At 49.5% G+C, this 16,646-nt stretch carries 14 protein-coding genes; 10 read left to right on the top strand and 4 right to left on the bottom strand.

Going from position 1 to position 16,646, the window contains the following annotated elements:
- Positions 1–93: 93 nt before the first annotated feature.
- Positions 94–1,779, bottom strand: coding sequence for a cation:proton antiporter (locus tag ACLBLI_RS16715; protein WP_414828677.1), 1,686 nt, complete (start codon positions 1,777–1,779; stop codon positions 94–96).
- A gap of 247 nt (positions 1,780–2,026) precedes the next feature.
- Here ACLBLI_RS16715 and ACLBLI_RS16710 point away from each other — a divergent pair, with 247 nt between their 5' ends.
- Both ACLBLI_RS16710 and ACLBLI_RS16705 read left to right on the top strand, forming a co-directional pair.
- Positions 2,027–2,983, top strand: coding sequence for a universal stress protein (locus ACLBLI_RS16710; RefSeq protein ID WP_414828676.1), 957 nt, complete (start codon positions 2,027–2,029; stop codon positions 2,981–2,983).
- 149 nt (positions 2,984–3,132) lie between these two features.
- Positions 3,133–4,749, top strand: coding sequence for an L-lactate permease (locus ACLBLI_RS16705; protein ID WP_414828675.1), 1,617 nt, complete (start codon positions 3,133–3,135; stop codon positions 4,747–4,749).
- A 48-nt stretch (positions 4,750–4,797) separates the two neighbouring features.
- Here the strand turns inward: ACLBLI_RS16705 and gorA are convergent, their stop codons facing one another.
- Positions 4,798–6,147: a glutathione-disulfide reductase gene (gorA, locus tag ACLBLI_RS16700; protein WP_414828674.1), complete on the bottom strand. Its 1,350-nt coding sequence runs from the start codon at positions 6,145–6,147 to the stop codon at positions 4,798–4,800.
- Positions 6,148–6,564: 417 nt separating this feature from the next.
- On the opposite strand from gorA, the gene prlC reads away from it, so the two are divergent.
- The 6 genes from prlC to ACLBLI_RS16670 all read left to right on the top strand — a co-directional run bounded on the left by prlC (position 6,565) and on the right by ACLBLI_RS16670 (position 13,195).
- A complete protein-coding gene (prlC, locus tag ACLBLI_RS16695; protein WP_414828673.1) occupies positions 6,565–8,601 on the top strand; it encodes an oligopeptidase A in 2,037 nt (678 codons plus the stop codon).
- Positions 8,601–9,290, top strand: a complete 690-nt coding sequence (locus tag ACLBLI_RS16690) for a DNA-3-methyladenine glycosylase I (protein ID WP_414828672.1) — start codon at positions 8,601–8,603, stop codon at positions 9,288–9,290. Before prlC ends, ACLBLI_RS16690 begins: the two co-directional genes overlap by 1 nt.
- Before the next feature lie 313 nt (positions 9,291–9,603).
- The gene (gene ubiE, locus ACLBLI_RS16685) at positions 9,604–10,392 is read left to right on the top strand and encodes a bifunctional demethylmenaquinone methyltransferase/2-methoxy-6-polyprenyl-1,4-benzoquinol methylase UbiE (protein WP_414828671.1); all 789 of its coding nucleotides are present in this window, start codon (positions 9,604–9,606) and stop codon (positions 10,390–10,392) included.
- Entirely contained in the window at positions 10,392–11,033 is a 642-nt protein-coding gene (locus ACLBLI_RS16680) for an SCP2 domain-containing protein (RefSeq protein ID WP_414828670.1), read from the top strand. The genes ubiE and ACLBLI_RS16680 overlap by 1 nt, the downstream gene beginning before the upstream one ends.
- A gap of 2 nt (positions 11,034–11,035) precedes the next feature.
- The gene (ubiB, locus tag ACLBLI_RS16675; protein WP_414828669.1) at positions 11,036–12,664 is read left to right on the top strand and encodes a ubiquinone biosynthesis regulatory protein kinase UbiB; all 1,629 of its coding nucleotides are present in this window, start codon (positions 11,036–11,038) and stop codon (positions 12,662–12,664) included.
- Between the two features lie 321 nt (positions 12,665–12,985).
- The gene (locus ACLBLI_RS16670; protein ID WP_218310978.1) at positions 12,986–13,195 is read left to right on the top strand and encodes a cold-shock protein; all 210 of its coding nucleotides are present in this window, start codon (positions 12,986–12,988) and stop codon (positions 13,193–13,195) included.
- A gap of 20 nt (positions 13,196–13,215) precedes the next feature.
- On the opposite strand, the gene ACLBLI_RS16665 is transcribed toward ACLBLI_RS16670, so the two are convergent.
- On the bottom strand, positions 13,216–13,785 hold the full coding sequence (locus tag ACLBLI_RS16665) for an AAA family ATPase (protein ID WP_414828668.1): 570 nt from the start codon (positions 13,783–13,785) through the stop codon (positions 13,216–13,218).
- Positions 13,786–14,223: 438 nt separating this feature from the next.
- Here ACLBLI_RS16665 and ACLBLI_RS16660 point away from each other — a divergent pair, with 438 nt between their 5' ends.
- Positions 14,224–14,856: a hypothetical protein gene (locus tag ACLBLI_RS16660; RefSeq protein WP_414828667.1), complete on the top strand. Its 633-nt coding sequence runs from the start codon at positions 14,224–14,226 to the stop codon at positions 14,854–14,856.
- Between the two features lie 132 nt (positions 14,857–14,988).
- Here the strand turns inward: ACLBLI_RS16660 and ACLBLI_RS16655 are convergent, their stop codons facing one another.
- Positions 14,989–15,951 (bottom strand): PLP-dependent cysteine synthase family protein, encoded by a 963-nt coding sequence (locus tag ACLBLI_RS16655; protein ID WP_414828666.1) that lies wholly within the window; start codon positions 15,949–15,951, stop codon positions 14,989–14,991.
- A 116-nt stretch (positions 15,952–16,067) separates the two neighbouring features.
- Between ACLBLI_RS16655 and ACLBLI_RS16650 the strand changes: the two genes are divergently transcribed.
- The gene (locus ACLBLI_RS16650; protein ID WP_414828665.1) at positions 16,068–16,541 is read left to right on the top strand and encodes an Lrp/AsnC family transcriptional regulator; all 474 of its coding nucleotides are present in this window, start codon (positions 16,068–16,070) and stop codon (positions 16,539–16,541) included.
- The last annotated feature ends 105 nt before the right edge of the window (positions 16,542–16,646 follow it).

Below are 16,646 nucleotides of genomic sequence, written 5' to 3'. Positions count from 1 at the left end.
GATGAAGCCGAAGGCGCGAACAGACGGGCAATGTGGAATTTATCCTCGTTTTCGTAGCAGACTGAAAGCGGCTACCGCGATTATCCGAGGTCATCAAGGCGTATCGCTTAGCAAGCGGGCCGCCTGTTCTGCTGCATCACAATATGGCTGCAGTATGAGGTCTACCCCTAATTTTTTTAGCGTCTGGGCTTCTTTTTCATTGTTCACCGCAACGGCAATACGGCCTGTAAAGCCAAATTTAACCAGGTTTGAAAATAACTGCCTGCGCGGATCTTCGAATCGTCGTCCCAGAGCATCGCGCGGTAAGGTTGCAACAAACCAGCGGGCGTCTTGCAATGGCAAGTGTGAGAGAAACTCAACATCACTGATATCACCAAAATAACTAAGTGTATTTTTACTCAACCACTGGCGATAGATCTCAGGATTAAAATCGACAACGGCTACGCGCTTATTGGCCCGTAACAGCCGTTCAATGATTTCACTTCCGTAGTTCCCTGCACCGCAAACGATGATTTCCGGGCTGGTAGGAGGGGAGTCATCAGGAGAGTGAAGTTCTTGCCTGCCTCCGGCAAACTCAAAGACTTTGAGCCAGCCGGAGAACCTTTCATAAAGTTGATGGCTAAAGCTAATCATATAAACAGACAGCGCGATGGTTACCAGTCCAACCAGCGTTACCAGCCCCAGTGCCTCATTGTTTAGGTGACCAAGCGAGATGCCCATAGCGATAAAAATAAGTGAAAACTCACTAATTTGCGCTACGGTGAGACCTGCCAGAAAACTGGTTCTGCTTCTATATCCCATGAAGCCCATGATGACCATGACAATCAGTGGGTTGCCAATCAATACAAAGAGCGACAACACGATGGCAGGTAAGAGCTGATCAGCAAGAAGACCAATCTCAAAGTGACTGCCAAGTGAGATAAAGAAAAACAGCAGCAAGAAGTCTCGCAATGAAGCAAGCCTGGTGATAATGGCCTCGCGGTAGGGGGTAGAGGCAAGCGCAATCCCTGCTAATAAGCCGCCGAGTTCCTTACTGAACCCAAACAGCTGTCCTGCTGTCGCGAAAGCCGCAGCTAATGCGACAGCAAAAATCAGCAGCAGCTCTGAAGATTTAGCAACGTGACGCAGGATATAGTCTGCCCAATAGCGTATAAAGAGTACCGTTATTGCTATCATCGCCAGCGCGCTAAGCAGTATTTGCCCGAGTCGGTACCACACATTACTGTCTTGCTGTTCGCCTATGCCCATTGCAGACAGTATCACCATGGCGATAACAACCACGATGTCCTGCACAATCAGAAAACCGATGGCTATTCTGCCGTGCAACGAGTCAACTTCGCGTTTGTCACTGAGCATTTTTACGATGATTATGGTACTGGAAAAAGTCAGGGCTACACCGACATAGATTGCGCTGACAAGGGAGAAGCCCAGCGCAAGACATATACCAAGACCAATAACTGAGGTGAATACAACCTGTCCAATCCCGGTTGCCACCGCCACTTTGCCCATCGACTTTATTAAAGAGAGATCAAGCTTGAGACCAACTAAAAACAGCAGAATTGCGATACCAAGCTGAGCGAGTAGGGCGATATTGTCACTGGAGTGGACAATATCCAGTACCGACGGACCCAGAACCAGTCCTGCGATAATAAAGCTGACAATGACCGGCTGGCGGAGGAAGTGACCTATGAAAGAAATAAGCGCCGTGATCGCCAATAACGCCGTTAACTCAAAAAACGCATTCGCTCGAAGCATTTCAGTAAACGCGTCATAATCCATACAAATCCAGAGAAACCGTTAGCCATCCGATCCGATGAACTAAAAATAGCGCAAGCCCGGAAAAATGCACTATTCTTTGGAAAAGCCAGTCAGAAAAAATGTCACCGGGCAGGTTGCTAAAGACAGGTGTTTGCGGGGCAATGAGCATTGCCGCAGCCTGGTCAATTCAGCAGGTTAGCACCAGACGAGCCTAACTTGATTTGCCCTTGGCTACCTTCACGTCACACGCTTAACGGATAGTATTGTTATGACAAAACACGCGGTTTTGTTGGTTGGGTCGCACAGCTCACCTGTCGATACTCACACCATATTGCAGGCGGCTGAACTGGCTAAGACCGAGGGGGCTCATTTACATTGTTTGTATGTGCATGAAGAACTCAAGTGGTCTTCGCGGTTAAGCCAGTTACTTCCGGACCGTGAGGTAGTAAAAGAAACGCTTGCAGAGAAAGCGATGCGTGCCCTCACCAAACAGGTTCAGTCTGTTACACCGGCAGACAACATTACCTGCAGCGTGAGTTTTGGTCATCTCTTTCTGGAAGTGATTCGATACTGTCAAAAGCATGCAATTACTATCGTAGTAAAAGCCGCGAAAGAGCCTGGTTGGTCGCGCATGTTTTTAGACAGTGAAGATTTGCATTTGCTGAGGAAGTCATCAGTTCCGATTTGGCTTACGCGTCCGGAAAGTGCCGAGCCGGTGAAATCGGTTGCGGTGGCGCTTGATTTCGACCACGACGAGGAGCCGGAAAGTCAAAGCCTGAATAAACGGCTTCTGAGTAAGGCCATTGACATTGCCAGAATGAAAAGCGTTCCGCTGCATCTAATCAATGTTTTTAACATCCGTGATCTGGATTTTGCCACACTGTGGGCGGACGATCCGGGTAAATTGGAACAGGAACTCCTTGCAGACGAGAAGGTTACACGACAAGCTGCAATGCAGTTTCTTATCAGCGAAATGAGTGAAGAGACGCCCGGTATATTTGATTCTCTCCAATATAGTATACGTTTGGTAAATGGCGATCCTGCTGAGCAGATTGCCCAAACGGTAGGAAAGCTGCTTTCGCCGTTACTGGTCATGGGAAGTGTCGCGCGAAGCGGTGTTTCTGGATTGTTTATCGGAAACACAGCGGAATCCACGCTGTTAAAAGTCAGTTGTCCGATTGTGGTTATGAAGCCCGTCGGCTTTGTGTCTCCGGTCAGTCTGTAACGGCTGCTGACCGATACCCTATGGTCGACAGCGCAGTCCGGCGCTGGATTGATATCTCGGTTCTCGCAGGGGAATTCTGATCACAATCGGCGTTCTTTACTCATTCTCTGGTATACGCCTTAATAAAAACTATCATTCCGTCGAGTGCTATGACCACATTACAACTTTTCGCTGCATTAACACCGATACTAATTACTTTTATTACTCTCGTTTTGCTGCGTTACCCGGCGTCTGTCGCGATGCCGTTTGGCTACGTGCTGACGGTGTTAATGGGTTGGGGCGTGTGGGGAGTATCGCTACGGCACATTGTTGCAGCCACAATAGAGGGCTGGGTGATTGCCTTATCTATCCTTATCATTGTGTTTGGTGCGCTGTTTCTGCTGAATACACTAAAACAGATTTACGCCCTTAACGCTATTTGTAACGGATTCTCGAAAATCTCTGAAGACCGGCGTGTGCAATGCATCGTGATTGTCTGGCTATTTGGTTCCTTTCTGGAAGGCGTTGGCGGGTTTGGTACCCCTGCGGCGATTGCTGCACCGCTATTAGTCGCGCTGGGTTTCCCGCCAGTTGCGGCAGTTGCGCTGGCTTTGATTGGTGCCAGTCCGGCAGTGTCTTTCGGTGCAGTTGGTACACCTATCATCATTGGGATGAGTGAGGGGGTTCCAGGCTTATCCGCGGAAAACCTCAACACCATAGCGCTGATCGCAATATCAATTGATGTGTTTGTGGCGTCACTTTTTCCGTTGTGCCTGTCACTCCTGATGACCCGCTTTTTTGGCGCAAATAAAAATTGGAAAGAAGGCTTTGATGTGTTTCCTCTGGCGTTGTTTGCCGGCTTTTCCTTCACGCTGCCTGCGTGGTTAACAGTGTACTTTATAGGTATCGAACTTCCGTCGCTGCTTGGCGGAATTACCGGTCTGCTGATAACTACTTTTGTAATAAGAAGAGGGTGGCTGGTTCCCAAAACGATATGGACGTTTCCTGCTGATACGTTACCGGACGACCGGAATCCGGATAGCGAGGTTCAGCCCACGTTACCTTTGTGGAAAGCCTGGTTACCTTATCTGTCTGCCGCCCTGTTGCTGATGCTCTCAAGGCTGCCGGACTTACCGTTTAAATCAATGCTCATGTCGGTGAAATGGCAATGGAACCAGATCTTTGATACCACTATCTCAGCATCGTTATCTCCACTTTTCTTGCCCGGTACGGTATTTATGCTGGTGGCGCTTATCACATTGATTGTCGCTAAGGTAAGGCTGAAACAACTGGCTGAAATTACGCATCACACCACCTCAAAACTATGGCCTGCTGTGCTGGCGTTAGGTAGTTCCGTTCCTATGGTCAGGGTGTTCATTCATTCAGAAAGTAACGACAATGGATTAAGTGCAATGCCGCTGGCGCTGGCGGATGCAGCGGTAAGTTACGTTCAGGGAGCCTGGCCTGTCGTTGCGCCCTTCATGGGGGCATTAGGAAGCTTTGTGTCCGGTTCCTCTACGTTCTCGAACATGATGTTTTCTGGACTCCAGTCGCAGGCTGCAAGCATGCTGCAACTCGACCAGACATTGATTCTAGCCCTCCAGCTACTGGGTGCGAATGCCGGGAATATGATTTGTGTTGCAAACGTCGTTGCCGCGGCTGCGGTGGTGAACCTGGTTGGTAAAGAAGGGCAGATTATCAGAGCGACGGTGGTTCCCATGTTTCTGTACTGCGTAATTATCGGAATTATCGGGCTTATCTTGAGTGAAGGGGCAATGACGATGTAACGTCGTTGCCCCTTACTGCATACCTCACTGAGCAATCAGGTCGCTGCACTACGTCATCGTAACAAACTCTTCGGCGCTGGTGGGGTGAATCGCTACGCAGGCATCCAGATCGGCCTTCGTCGCGCCCATCTTGATGGCTACGGCAAAGCCCTGCAGGATTTCATCCATACCGTGCCCGATACCGTGAAGACCGACAACTTTTTCGCTTTCACCGGCACAAATTACTTTCATTTTGGTGGCCTGACGGTGACGCGTTACTGCTGAGAACATGGATGCAAACGATGAGGTATAAACCTTGATATTCGCTTCACCGTATTCTTTCACCGCTTCCGGTTCCGTCATGCCGATGGTGCCAATGGGAGGGTGACTGAATACCACGGTCGGGATTAAAGAGTAATCCAGATGGGCATCTTCTTGCCCGTTAAATAACCGCTCACTCAACAGTCGGCCTGCTTTTATCGCCACGGGGGTTAATTCAGCGTGGCCGGTGATATCGCCCACCGCATAAAGGCCTTCGGCTGAAGTATTTTGATATTTATCCACTTCTACAATGCCGTTTGGCAGTACCTTCACATCGGTATTTTCCAGGCCGAGGTCGCCGGTGGAAGGGGCGCGGCCAATTGCCCAGATAAGACAGTCAGTGTCAATTGTCTCGCCATTGCTCAACTGCACTTTCAGGTGCCTGTCGGATACCTTCTCCACCTTTTCCACAGAGGCAAAGGTGTGCAGTTTGGGGCCCTCCTCATGAATAAGGTCGACCAGTGTTTCGTGAATTAGCGGATCGAAGTGACGCAACGGCGCATGTTTTCTGACAACCAGGTGCGTTTGTGTCCCTAAGGATTGCAGCACGCCCGCCAGCTCTACACCGATATATCCGGCACCCACAACCACAGCCGTTTTGGGCTGCTCTTTTAGTGCGAAAAAGCCGTCGGAATCGATGCCGTGTTCAGCACCTTCGATGTCCGGAATAATCGGATGGCCGCCGGTGGCGAGGGTGATATGTTTCGCTGTGTAATGCTCGCCGTTGACCTCGACGGTGTGATTATCGATAAAGCGGGCAAACCCTTTGATCAGGGTAACGTTGTTGGCAGAAAGTACTCGGTCATATGAGGCGTGAATGCGCTCGATGTAGGCCTGACGACTTGCTACCAGTGTGTCCCAACTGAAATGATTAACGCTGACATCGAAGCCATATTCAGGCGCATACCGATGAATAGACTCAGCAATCTGCGCCCCATACCACATGGCCTTCTTAGGCACGCAACCTACGTTTACGCAGGTGCCACCAATATCTTTGGCTTCGATAATTGCTGCACGTTTGCCGTGCTTAGCGGCGCGGTTTGCAGAAGCGATTCCACCGCTGCCGCCGCCAATACAGATGTAGTCAAATTCTTTCATGTTGGTCGCTTTTGGTTAAAGTTTGTATGGCTCTCATTCTGGCATGAATGAAAAACAGGAACAAAAGGTCTCTGAACTTGATCCTTACGCATTTCGGACAGCAAAGTTTACCGTGATGCAGGTGATGCAGGTGGAGCAGCTGTTTCCGTGGGCGCCCATTCTGAGTTTACAGTGACACGAGTAGTAGTATGCGACTTATTTACACTTTATCAATGACTAACCCAAAACGTGTTTGTGACGGTAAACCGTGCTGCTGATGGGGCTGTCGCAGGAGGCCATTCGTGCCCTTAGGCTGCCCCAGTTATCTCTCGCTTAGTTTCTTTAGCGTGTTCCGGCAAAACACGCTGTCACTTTCCCTTGTTTTTCTTAGCTACGATCCCACATACTCATTCATATCCCAATGAAAGTGAGAATGGAATGACAACACCTGCTATCGAGAAAACAGACGGCTTGCCAATTTTTTCAGGCATCTCGCCCGAGCAAATTAAACCCGCTGTGGAATCTGCTATTGCAAAATGCAAGCAAACCATTGATGAGGTGGTTGAATCCAGAGATTACTCTTACGCAAATGTTGTGTTGAAAATAGAAGAGGTTGACGATCACCTGAGCAAGCTATGGTCGCCGGTTTCCCATATGAACTCTGTGGTTAGTACCGATGCGCTGCGTGAAGCGCATGACAGCTGCTTACCCTTGTTATCAGAATACGGCACCTGGGTAGGGCAGCACGAGGGACTTTATCAGGCATACAAGTCTCTCAAAGACAGCGACGAATTTGCACAGCTTAGTGAAGAACAGCAAAAGCATATTACTAACACTATCCGCGATTTTACTCTGTCCGGTGTGGCGCTGCCTGCTGAACAGAAAAAACGTTATGCCGAAATCCAGGCACGCCTTAGCGAACTGTCTTCCACGTTTAGTAACAATGTCATGGATGCCACCATGGGGTGGACCAAACACATTACCGACGAGTCTGATCTGGCTGGCCTGCCAGAGTCAGCGCGTGAAGCGGCAGCGCAGGCGGCTCACCAGAAAGATTTACAGGGCTGGCTTTTCACGCTGGATATTCCGTCTTATTTGCCCGTGATGCTTTACGCAGATAAGCGAGAGTTTCGTGAAGAGATGTATCGTGCCTACAGCACGCGTGCCTCTGAGCAAGGTCCAAATGCCGGTAAGTGGGACAATACCGACATCATTCAGGAAATTCTGTCACTGCGCACTGAAATGGCCAAACTGCTGGGCTTTGACAGTTACGCGGAAAGCTCACTGGCAACCAAGATGGCAGAGTCACCGCAACAGGTTATCGACTTCCTGCGTGATTTAGCAGCCAAATCGAAGCCACAGGCGCAGCAGGATCTCGACGACGTCAGGCAGTTTGCCAGTGACAGGCATAACGTAACGGAACTGGAAGCCTGGGATATCCCTTATTACAGTGAAAAGCTAAAGCAGGAAAAGTACACCATTAGTGATGAGATGCTGCGCCCTTACTTTCCGGAAGACAAGGTGCTGTCGGGTTTGTTTGAAGTTGTGCACCGCCTGTATGGCCTTAAAATTCTGGAGCAGCCGGGCATTGATACCTGGCATAAAGATGTGCGTTACTTCACCATCACTGACGATGCGGATGCGCTACGAGGCAGCTTTTATCTTGATTTATACGCCCGTGAGAAAAAGCGCGGTGGCGCATGGATGGATGAATGTCGTGTGCGCCGTACCCTGCTAAATGGCGAGCTGCAGCGTCCGGTAGCCTATTTAACCTGTAACTTTAATGCGCCGGTGGGTAACAAGCCTGCCTTATTTACTCACGATGAGGTGGTCACACTGTTTCATGAGTTCGGCCACGGCATTCACCACATGCTGACCAAAATGTCTGTCGCCGGTGTGTCAGGCATCAACGGCGTGCCCTGGGATGCGGTAGAACTGCCGAGTCAGTTTCTTGAGAACTGGTGTTGGGAAGAAGAAGCACTGAGCTTTATTTCCGGCCATTATGAGACAGAAGAAGCGCTGCCTAACGACTTGCTCGACAGAATGCTGGCGGCGCGGAACTTCCAGTCTGCAATGCAGATGGTAAGACAACTGGAATTTAGCCTGTTCGATTTCCTGCTGCACCAGCAGGATGGCAGCACCGTCGACGTGCAAAAGACACTGGATACAGTGCGCGACGAGGTGGCGGTTATCACGCCGCCTTCGTTTAATCGTTTCCAGAACAGCTTCGGTCATATTTTTGCGGGTGGTTACGCTGCCGGTTACTACAGCTACAAATGGGCCGAGGTGCTCTCCTCTGACGCGTTCAGCCGATTCGAAGAAGAAGGGATCTTTAACCGTGATACTGGCAGGGCGTTTTTGCAAAACATTCTGGAGATGGGCGGTAGCCGTGAGCCGATGGATTTGTTTGTGGCCTTCCGCGGGCGGGAGCCTAACGTCGACGCACTGCTTCGACACAGTGGTATTACTGGCTAATGGCGGAAACCTTCGACAGCATTTATCAGCGCGCCTGTGAACGTAAAGGAGGCGCTGATGTTTTAGAGGCAATGCTTACAAAGCCGTTGACGGCGAAACAGGTCAGCCAAATCACTGACGATCGCTTTCTGGCTGAAATGACCAAAAAGGTATTTCAGTCTGGCTTTGTGTGGCGGGTAATTGAAAAGAAGTGGCCTGATTTCGAGACCGTGTTTTTTGGTTTCGACATCGATAAGGTGCTATTAATGCCCGATGAAATGCTTGAGCAGAAAGCGTCAGATAAACGAATTGTCAGGAACTACAAAAAAGTGATGACGGTACGCGACAACGCCATCATGATCAAAGATGTCAGTCGCGAACACGGCAGTTTCGGAAACTTTGTGGCCTCATTTGAAGGGGCGGACATTGTACGACTCTGGCAGTTTCTCAAAAAACGGGGTGCGCGCCTTGGCGGCAATACTGGCCCCTACATGCTGCGCGCTATTGGCGTGGATACGTTTTTGTTGTCGCAGGACGTGGAAGATTACTTTCGTAAACAGGATCTCATTCACGGTGGCCTGCAAACAAAGCGCAGTATGGAGACCATTGCCGCGCAGTTTGATACCTGGCAGCAACAAAGCGGACGACCACTTGAGCAACTCAGTCAACTCCTTGCCTACAGTTGGGGGGCCAACCGTCGCGTAGTGTGATTTCTTGTGGGCTATGTCTTTTCGAGTCATCAGGGCAGTAAAAGCACTGCACTGCAGCGGGTATCGAGTGAGCGCGTCGACAGCACTAAAGCAGCAGCGTCGATACTGTGACGAGCACAGTGATAACGGTGAACTATGATTAAGCCACCACCTCGCGAGTAAGCATTTGCCCGCCAAGCGCTATCGCTGACAGCCGAAATTTTCTGTGCCAGCCTCAGGCCAAACTTTCCTGCATTTAAGGTGGTAAAGCGCTGTTGCTAACCGCCTTATTTCGTTACACTTTGGCACAGTAAAAATAACTGACAGGACCGTCATGAGCGACAATCCGAACACGCCCGCCACTTCCGAAAATCAGCATGCAGCCGTGACAACCGATTTTGGTTACAAGCAGGTCGATAAATCGCAGAAAGCCTCTATGGTGGCTAATGTATTTGACTCGGTAGCGGCAAAGTACGATGTCATGAATGACCTGATGTCGATGGGTATCCATCGCTTATGGAAGCGATACACCATTGATTGTTCGGGCGCCAGAGCCGGACACAACATTCTCGATATCGCCGGTGGAACTGGCGATTTAACTGCCAAGTTTTCTCGTCTGGTTGGTCCTACCGGTAATGTCACGCTGGCAGATATCAATCTGTCTATGCTGAAAGTCGGACGCGATAAACTGCGTGATCGCGGACTTATCAGCAATATCGACTATGTTCAGGCTGATGCAGAAGCGCTGCCGTTCCCGGATAACTCTTTTGACATAGTGACGATGGCGTTCGGATTGCGTAACGTGACCGAGAAGCAAAACGCGCTGAACTCGATTTACAGGGTATTGAAGCCGGGTGGACGCTTGCTGGTGCTGGAGTTTTCCAAGCCGACCACGGAACAGTTAAGTAAACTCTACGATATGTACTCGTTTCACATCTTGCCTAAAATGGGGCAACTGGTGGCTAACGATGGTGAAAGTTATCAGTATCTGGCAGAAAGTATTCGCATGCACCCGGATCAGGAAACCCTGAAAGGCATGTTTGAAAAGGCTGGTTTCGAGCAGTGCGATTACAAAAATCTGACCGGTGGTATTGTCGCACTGCACCGAGGGTACAAGTTTTAATGCCGGCGTCAGCATTATTTAGCGCCACGGTTGAGCAACTGGTAAACCAGGTGCTCAACATGGATCCCGATTCAGCCGCGCGCCTGAAACCATTGGCTGGTTCGCGGTTTGTGATTTTCGTTGCGCCCCTGCCTTTTGGGGTTGAGCTGCATTTTTCAGACCGGGTGGATGTACTCACAACCCAGCAATCCAGAGAAGAGCGCGTGGCGTCGCTAGGGGCTGCTGATTGTTGTATTCAGACCTCGCTGGACACCTTACCTACTCTAAAAGACACCAGCCAGCTTACCCGTCTCATTCAGGAAAAAAAGCTGAGTCTGGACGGCGAACTGCGAATTGCCCAACAGGTTAGTGCGCTGTTTCAGCAGCTGGATATCGACTGGGAGGAGCACCTGGCTGAGCTCACCAATGATGTGCTGGCGCATGAAGTTTTTTCAGCGGGTAAACGTATGCACGATACGCTGTTAACCTTTACTCGTAAGCTTAACCGTACCGTGGGCAATGCGGTAGTGGAAGAAAAGCAGCTGGCTGCACACCGCCTGGCAGTCATGCATTTCAACGATGAGGTCAGCGAGTTACGCGATGACGTCGCACGTGCCGAAGTGCGATTACAGAAGTTGGAAGAGAAGGCGAACAAGAACTGACTATGCGCATTCTCAGGTTGTATAAAATAAATAAAGTGCTGTTACAGCATGGTGTTGATGAGCTTATTCCGAAGCGTTGGTTGCCTTGGTATGCCCGGCTTGCAAGAAAGTCTATATTCTGGATCCGTAACAAACATAAAAAGAATAATGCAGGAGAGCGTATCACGCTGGCGCTGCAATCACTCGGCCCGGTGTTTATCAAGTTTGGACAAATGCTGTCTACCCGACGAGACCTGTTGGCCCCGGCGATAGCGAATGAACTGGCGATGCTGCAGGACAAAGTCACGCCGTTCTCCAGTGATGCCGCGCAACAAATAATTAAAACGTCGCTAAACCTGCGCTCGCTGGATGAATTGTTTAGTGAGTTTCACGCCGAGCCGTTGGCATCGGCGTCAATTGCTCAGGTGCACGCTGCGAAGCTTCGCAGTAATAATCAGGATGTAGTGGTTAAGGTTTTGCGTCCGGATATCCGCGACACCATTAACGCTGATATGGAGTTGCTGTACACGCTGGCGCAAGTGCTGCAAAAGTGGCTGCCGGATGGCAAGCGATTGCGGCCAGTCGAAGTGGTGAAGGAATATCAGAAAACCATTGTTGATGAGTTAGACCTGTTGCGTGAGTCGGCGAATGGCATGCAGCTTCGTCGCAATTTCGAAGGCTCTGACGCATTGTATGTGCCGGAAATTTACAGTGATCACTGTCGGCACAACGTATTGGTAATGGAACGGATTTACGGTCTGCCAATATCGAATATCGATGCACTGCTGGCACAAAACACCAATATGAAAGTGCTGGCTGAGCGGGGCGTTGAGGTTTTCTTCACCCAGGTGTTTCGCGACAGCTTCTTTCACGCAGATATGCATCCGGGCAATATCTTTGTGGCGACGGAAAACCCGACTAATCCGAAGTATATCGCTATCGATTTTGGCATTGTCGGCACACTGAATAAAGAAGATAAGCGCTATCTGGCTGAGAACTTCATCGCGTTTTTCAACCGGGATTACCGCAAGGTAGCGCAATTGCACGCCGATTCCGGCTGGGTGCCGCAGGATACCAATATCGACGAGTTTGAAATGGCAATCCGCACCGTGTGCGAACCGATTTTCCAGAAGCCGCTGGCAGAAATCTCTTTTGGTAATGTGTTATTGCAACTGTTTAACACCGCTCGCCGCTTTAACATGGAAGTTCAGCCACAGCTGGTGTTGCTGCAGAAAACGCTGCTTTACATTGAGGGGCTGGGCCGACAGCTGTATCCGCAACTGGATTTGTGGAAAACGGCGAAGCCTTTTCTGGAAAACTGGATGCGTGAACAAATCGGCATGACGGCGATGATCAAAAAAATTCGTGAGAATATGCCGTACTGGTCAGAAAAGCTGCCAGAAATGCCGGACCTTCTTCACGACAGTATGCAGCAAATGAAGCGCATACCGTTGCAACAACAACGCACGCACCAGAAGATGATTGAGCTTCAGACGCAATCTATTCAATCGACACATTTAAGCATTGTGGGCGCTACTGGCGTTTTACTTGCCGCTATTTTGCCGGTTTATCAGATCCACTGGGGGTTTCCTGCAGCGAGTGCGCTGGCCGGAGTTATTTGTTGGTATTTGGCATGGAGAAAAGGGCAGTAAGTACTCATTCACCTGCACGAATGGTCAAATTAATGCTGTGACAGTTGCATGAAAATTTTGTGATAAATGCAGTTAAATGCCTAATTTTTGTATCATTCTCTTACCACAATGGTATAGTGACATTGGCCTTCGGGTCACAGGTCTTTTTGAAGACGTGATTATTGTTTATTTGCAGGATGTAAAACCACGCAAGTTACTTAGTGATTTGTTGTAAGACGTTTGCCCCTTTCGTAAGTAAGACCCAAATAACTCGCTTCAATTAAAGACAACAGTTACACGCGCAATAAGCGCATTTGATTTGCTATTTGAGGTCTATACGACATGTCTAAAGTAACAGGCACCGTTAAGTGGTTTAACGCTGACAAAGGTTATGGTTTTCTAACTCAGGATAATGGCGGCAAGGACGTTTTCGTTCATTTCCGTGCAATTATGTCTGACGGTTATAAAACTCTGCCAGAAGGCCAGCGCGTAGAATTTGAAGTTGAAGAAGGTCAGAAAGGTCTTCAGGCTGCTAACGTGCAAGCTATCTAAAAGATTCAAAAACGGCGGATTTATCCGCCGTTTTTTCTTTCTATTCCACACCTTTCCAAGTACATCGTAATCCACTCTTCCTGACTCACGATACCCGTATCAACCCGAGTATGTTTGCATAGCGGTTCTCCCGATTGCCTGAAGCGCTGTTGATAGTGATCCCAGTTCGCTAGCTTTCCAATATCTCGCGATAACCCACGCTTTTGAATTCGTTCTCTGAGCTCCGTAGCATCGCAGGTGAGATAAATAACATGCACACTGGCGCTGTACGTTCTGGCTAACTGCGTTGTCCAGTCAGGCTGTGAAAGTTCACGGGTAAACGGGCCATTCATCACTACATCACTATGTGTCAGATTATCCCTGGCAAGGGCAAACATGGATAGATAAATCGGATCACGAAATGTCTGTTTAAAAATGTCCGAATCGCGGTCGTTCTGATCATGATCCGCTAAGTTAAGTCCGGCCTCCACCACATGGCTAAAATGGGCATCAATATCAATGAAACAACCACCACAGGCTCTGGCGAGTCTGGCTGACCACGTCGATTTACCGACGCCGGGCTGTCCTGCGAAAATAAAAAGATTGTGCAAACTCGTTTACCCTGAAAATGGATACAGCGTGGTAACAGCAGTATTCGTATTGAAATTCTGATCCGGCTTGGGACAGTATGCTCAAATAGAAACAAAAGTGTAGCGGCTATCACCTCAGAATGGAACGTAAACGCAGCGCCAGCGATGCGACGTCACCTGGGGTTACACTTGATAACAACAGAAAAAGAGCAGGGCGGTACAATACAAATGGCCTCAGAATGAACCAACGTGGTAAGGTAAAGTCTGAGTTTCTGAAAGCGCGAGTGCAAATGCGGTTCTCACTGTGGCGTGCAGAGGGAAGTGCCGGTTATTTCTCAGCAGTGTAAGCCGGTGGCATTATCACGGGCAACGCACAGACTGATACCAAAATCATGACACTGACGTATACAATAAATATTGTTACGGCACTACCCGGTTACAGAAAAAAGGAGTGTGTAGATGTTCAGGGGTGGTTACAGAGTTTCTCTGTTCCTGTTTATTTTAACGGTTTTCGCTGCCACCGCGCAGGCGCAGGACAACGTGATCGCCACGGTCTTTGGTGAGTCACTCACGTTAGACGATATCAGTCCGGACAGGAAACAGTTAAGCCAGATCGCGCGCATGAATTCCGCATCAAAAGATATGGCGATGGCACAGTATCGACATGGCTTTCTCGCGGATAAAATTGTGGAAGCGGTGCTGTCGCACTATGCCAGCGCCCAAAATATTTCCGCTACACCAGAGTTGGTTGAAAAGTTTAAGGCGCGTTTCGCCGAGGATTTTAGTGAGAGTCAGCCGGCTTCCGACGAGCCACTCTCTTTTGATGATGTTGCGATTAAGCAGGTGGAGCGGTGGTTGATTGATAAGGCACTGTATGAAGATTTTGGTGGCGTTGTTATTTTTCAGCAAAATAACCCGCAAATGCCCGTAGGTGCTTACGAGCAACTCTTGAAGCAATATCAGCAAAAAGGTCACTTTGCCATAAAAGATGACAATTACAGCGCTGTGTTCTGGGAGGCCTTTGAGCCACCTTTTACGTTTGAAATTGAGCCTGAACAGGTCGATTTTTCACAACCATGGTGGCTCGAGTGATGCAGAAACATCCGTGCTCAGAGAGTTGGAGCACGTTTGTTTATACTCGAGCCCTCTCAACCGGCAGAACCTGACTAAGTATCCGGCTGCTCGTACGACACCCTGCTGGCAGGTTGTTTTCATCAGCATGAATTATTCAAACAGTGGCGTAGAAAAATAGCGCTCAGCGCCATCGGCCAGGATCACAACGATATTCTTACCTTCATAATCTGATTGCTTCGCCAGCCGTGAAGCGGCTGCCATTGTGGCGCCCGACGAAATCCCTACGGCCAGCCCTTCAACCCGCGCCAGCATTCTGGCCCAATGGATCGCGTCCTCATCATCGACAGTCATGATGTCGTGATAGCAGGCAGTGTTCAACACCTCGGGCACATGCCCTGAGCTTAACCCTTGTATGTTGTGCACACCAGCGCGTCCTTCACTAAGCACTGGACAACGTGCAGGTTCCACGGCGATGACTTCCACGTTCGGACAGCGTTCTGTGATCACCTGCGCAATGCCCGTAAGCGTACCACCAGTGCCGACTCCTGCTACCAACACATCAATGTTGTCTTGTGTGTCATGCAGAAGCTCTTTGGCGGTGGTCTGTGCATGCGCCAGCGGGTTTGCAAGATTGGAAAACTGATTGAGTGAGCGGGCGCCTGGCCTTGCGGAAACCAGTCGTGCGGCTTCGTCAATAGCGCCTTTGGTGCCAAGCGCTTTTGGGGTAGTGATTACCTTGGCGCCATAATGACGGATCAGCTTTTGCCTCTCGACAGACATATGCTCGGGGATCACGATGGTAAGCGGAATACCATACAGAGCGCATAGCCAGGCACAGGCCACACCGTTGTTGCCTGAAGATGCCTCGATAAGCTCAGTGTCTGCGGTAAAGTCCGGCCCCGCCACTAATGCCTTCAACATCGCGTACGCGGGCCGGTCTTTAATGGAACCAGCCGGATTCATAAACTCCACTTTGCCCAGCACATTAGCCATAAAGCCTTCGCTTTTTGCAATACGTGACAGGGCAACGAGCGGGGTATTGCCAATCGTGTGCTCAATACCCTGAAAGATACGTGGCGGATTGTCTGTGAGTGAATGTGTTGAATCCAGCATAGGGTTACCTGTGAAAAAACCAGATAACCAGTTTGTGCTAAAAATATGAATAATATTGCTAAAAAAATAGTAAAGGTTATTCTTTTTTAGAAAAAAATTCTTCTTTAAGTGGTTAAATGAAAAGTTATTCTATTGATCGAATAGATCGTGATATTTTGGCGTTGCTACAACAAAATGCTGATGTGCCGCTATCAGACATCGCGGAACAGGTTGGTCTGACCCAGACCCCTTGCTGGCGACGTATTCAGCGACTGGAACAGCAAGGGCTGATTTCCCGGCGTGTAGCCCTGCTGGATGCGCAGAAACTTGGCCTGGCGATGACCGTGTTCGTGCAGGTAAAAGCTGGCCGGCATGATGGAAGCTGGTTAGATGCGTTTGCCCGCCATGCGTCCGCCTTTGATGAGGTGGTGGAATTTTATCGGATGTCGGGAGAGTACGATTACATGCTGAAAGTACAGGTAACAGACATGGCCAGTTTCGACCATTTCTATAAGCGACTTGTAAATGGTATTGAATTAAGCGATGTCACCTCAAGCTTTGCCATGGAGCAAATCAAATACGACACAGCGCTGCCGCTTCATCACTTGTAAAAGTATCAGAGAACAGCCGGACTACGTTGCCGCCATCGTGCGCCAGGTTGTATGAGAAATCACACAGAGGCAGACAAAGCGCGTCGCGTTCACAGAGTCCGTTAT

The sequence above is a fragment of the Alteromonas sp. H39 genome, assembly GCF_047556435.1.
Taxonomy (GTDB): Bacteria; Pseudomonadota; Gammaproteobacteria; order Enterobacterales; family Alteromonadaceae; genus Alteromonas.
This window is presented reverse-complemented; position numbering and strand designations above follow the sequence as displayed.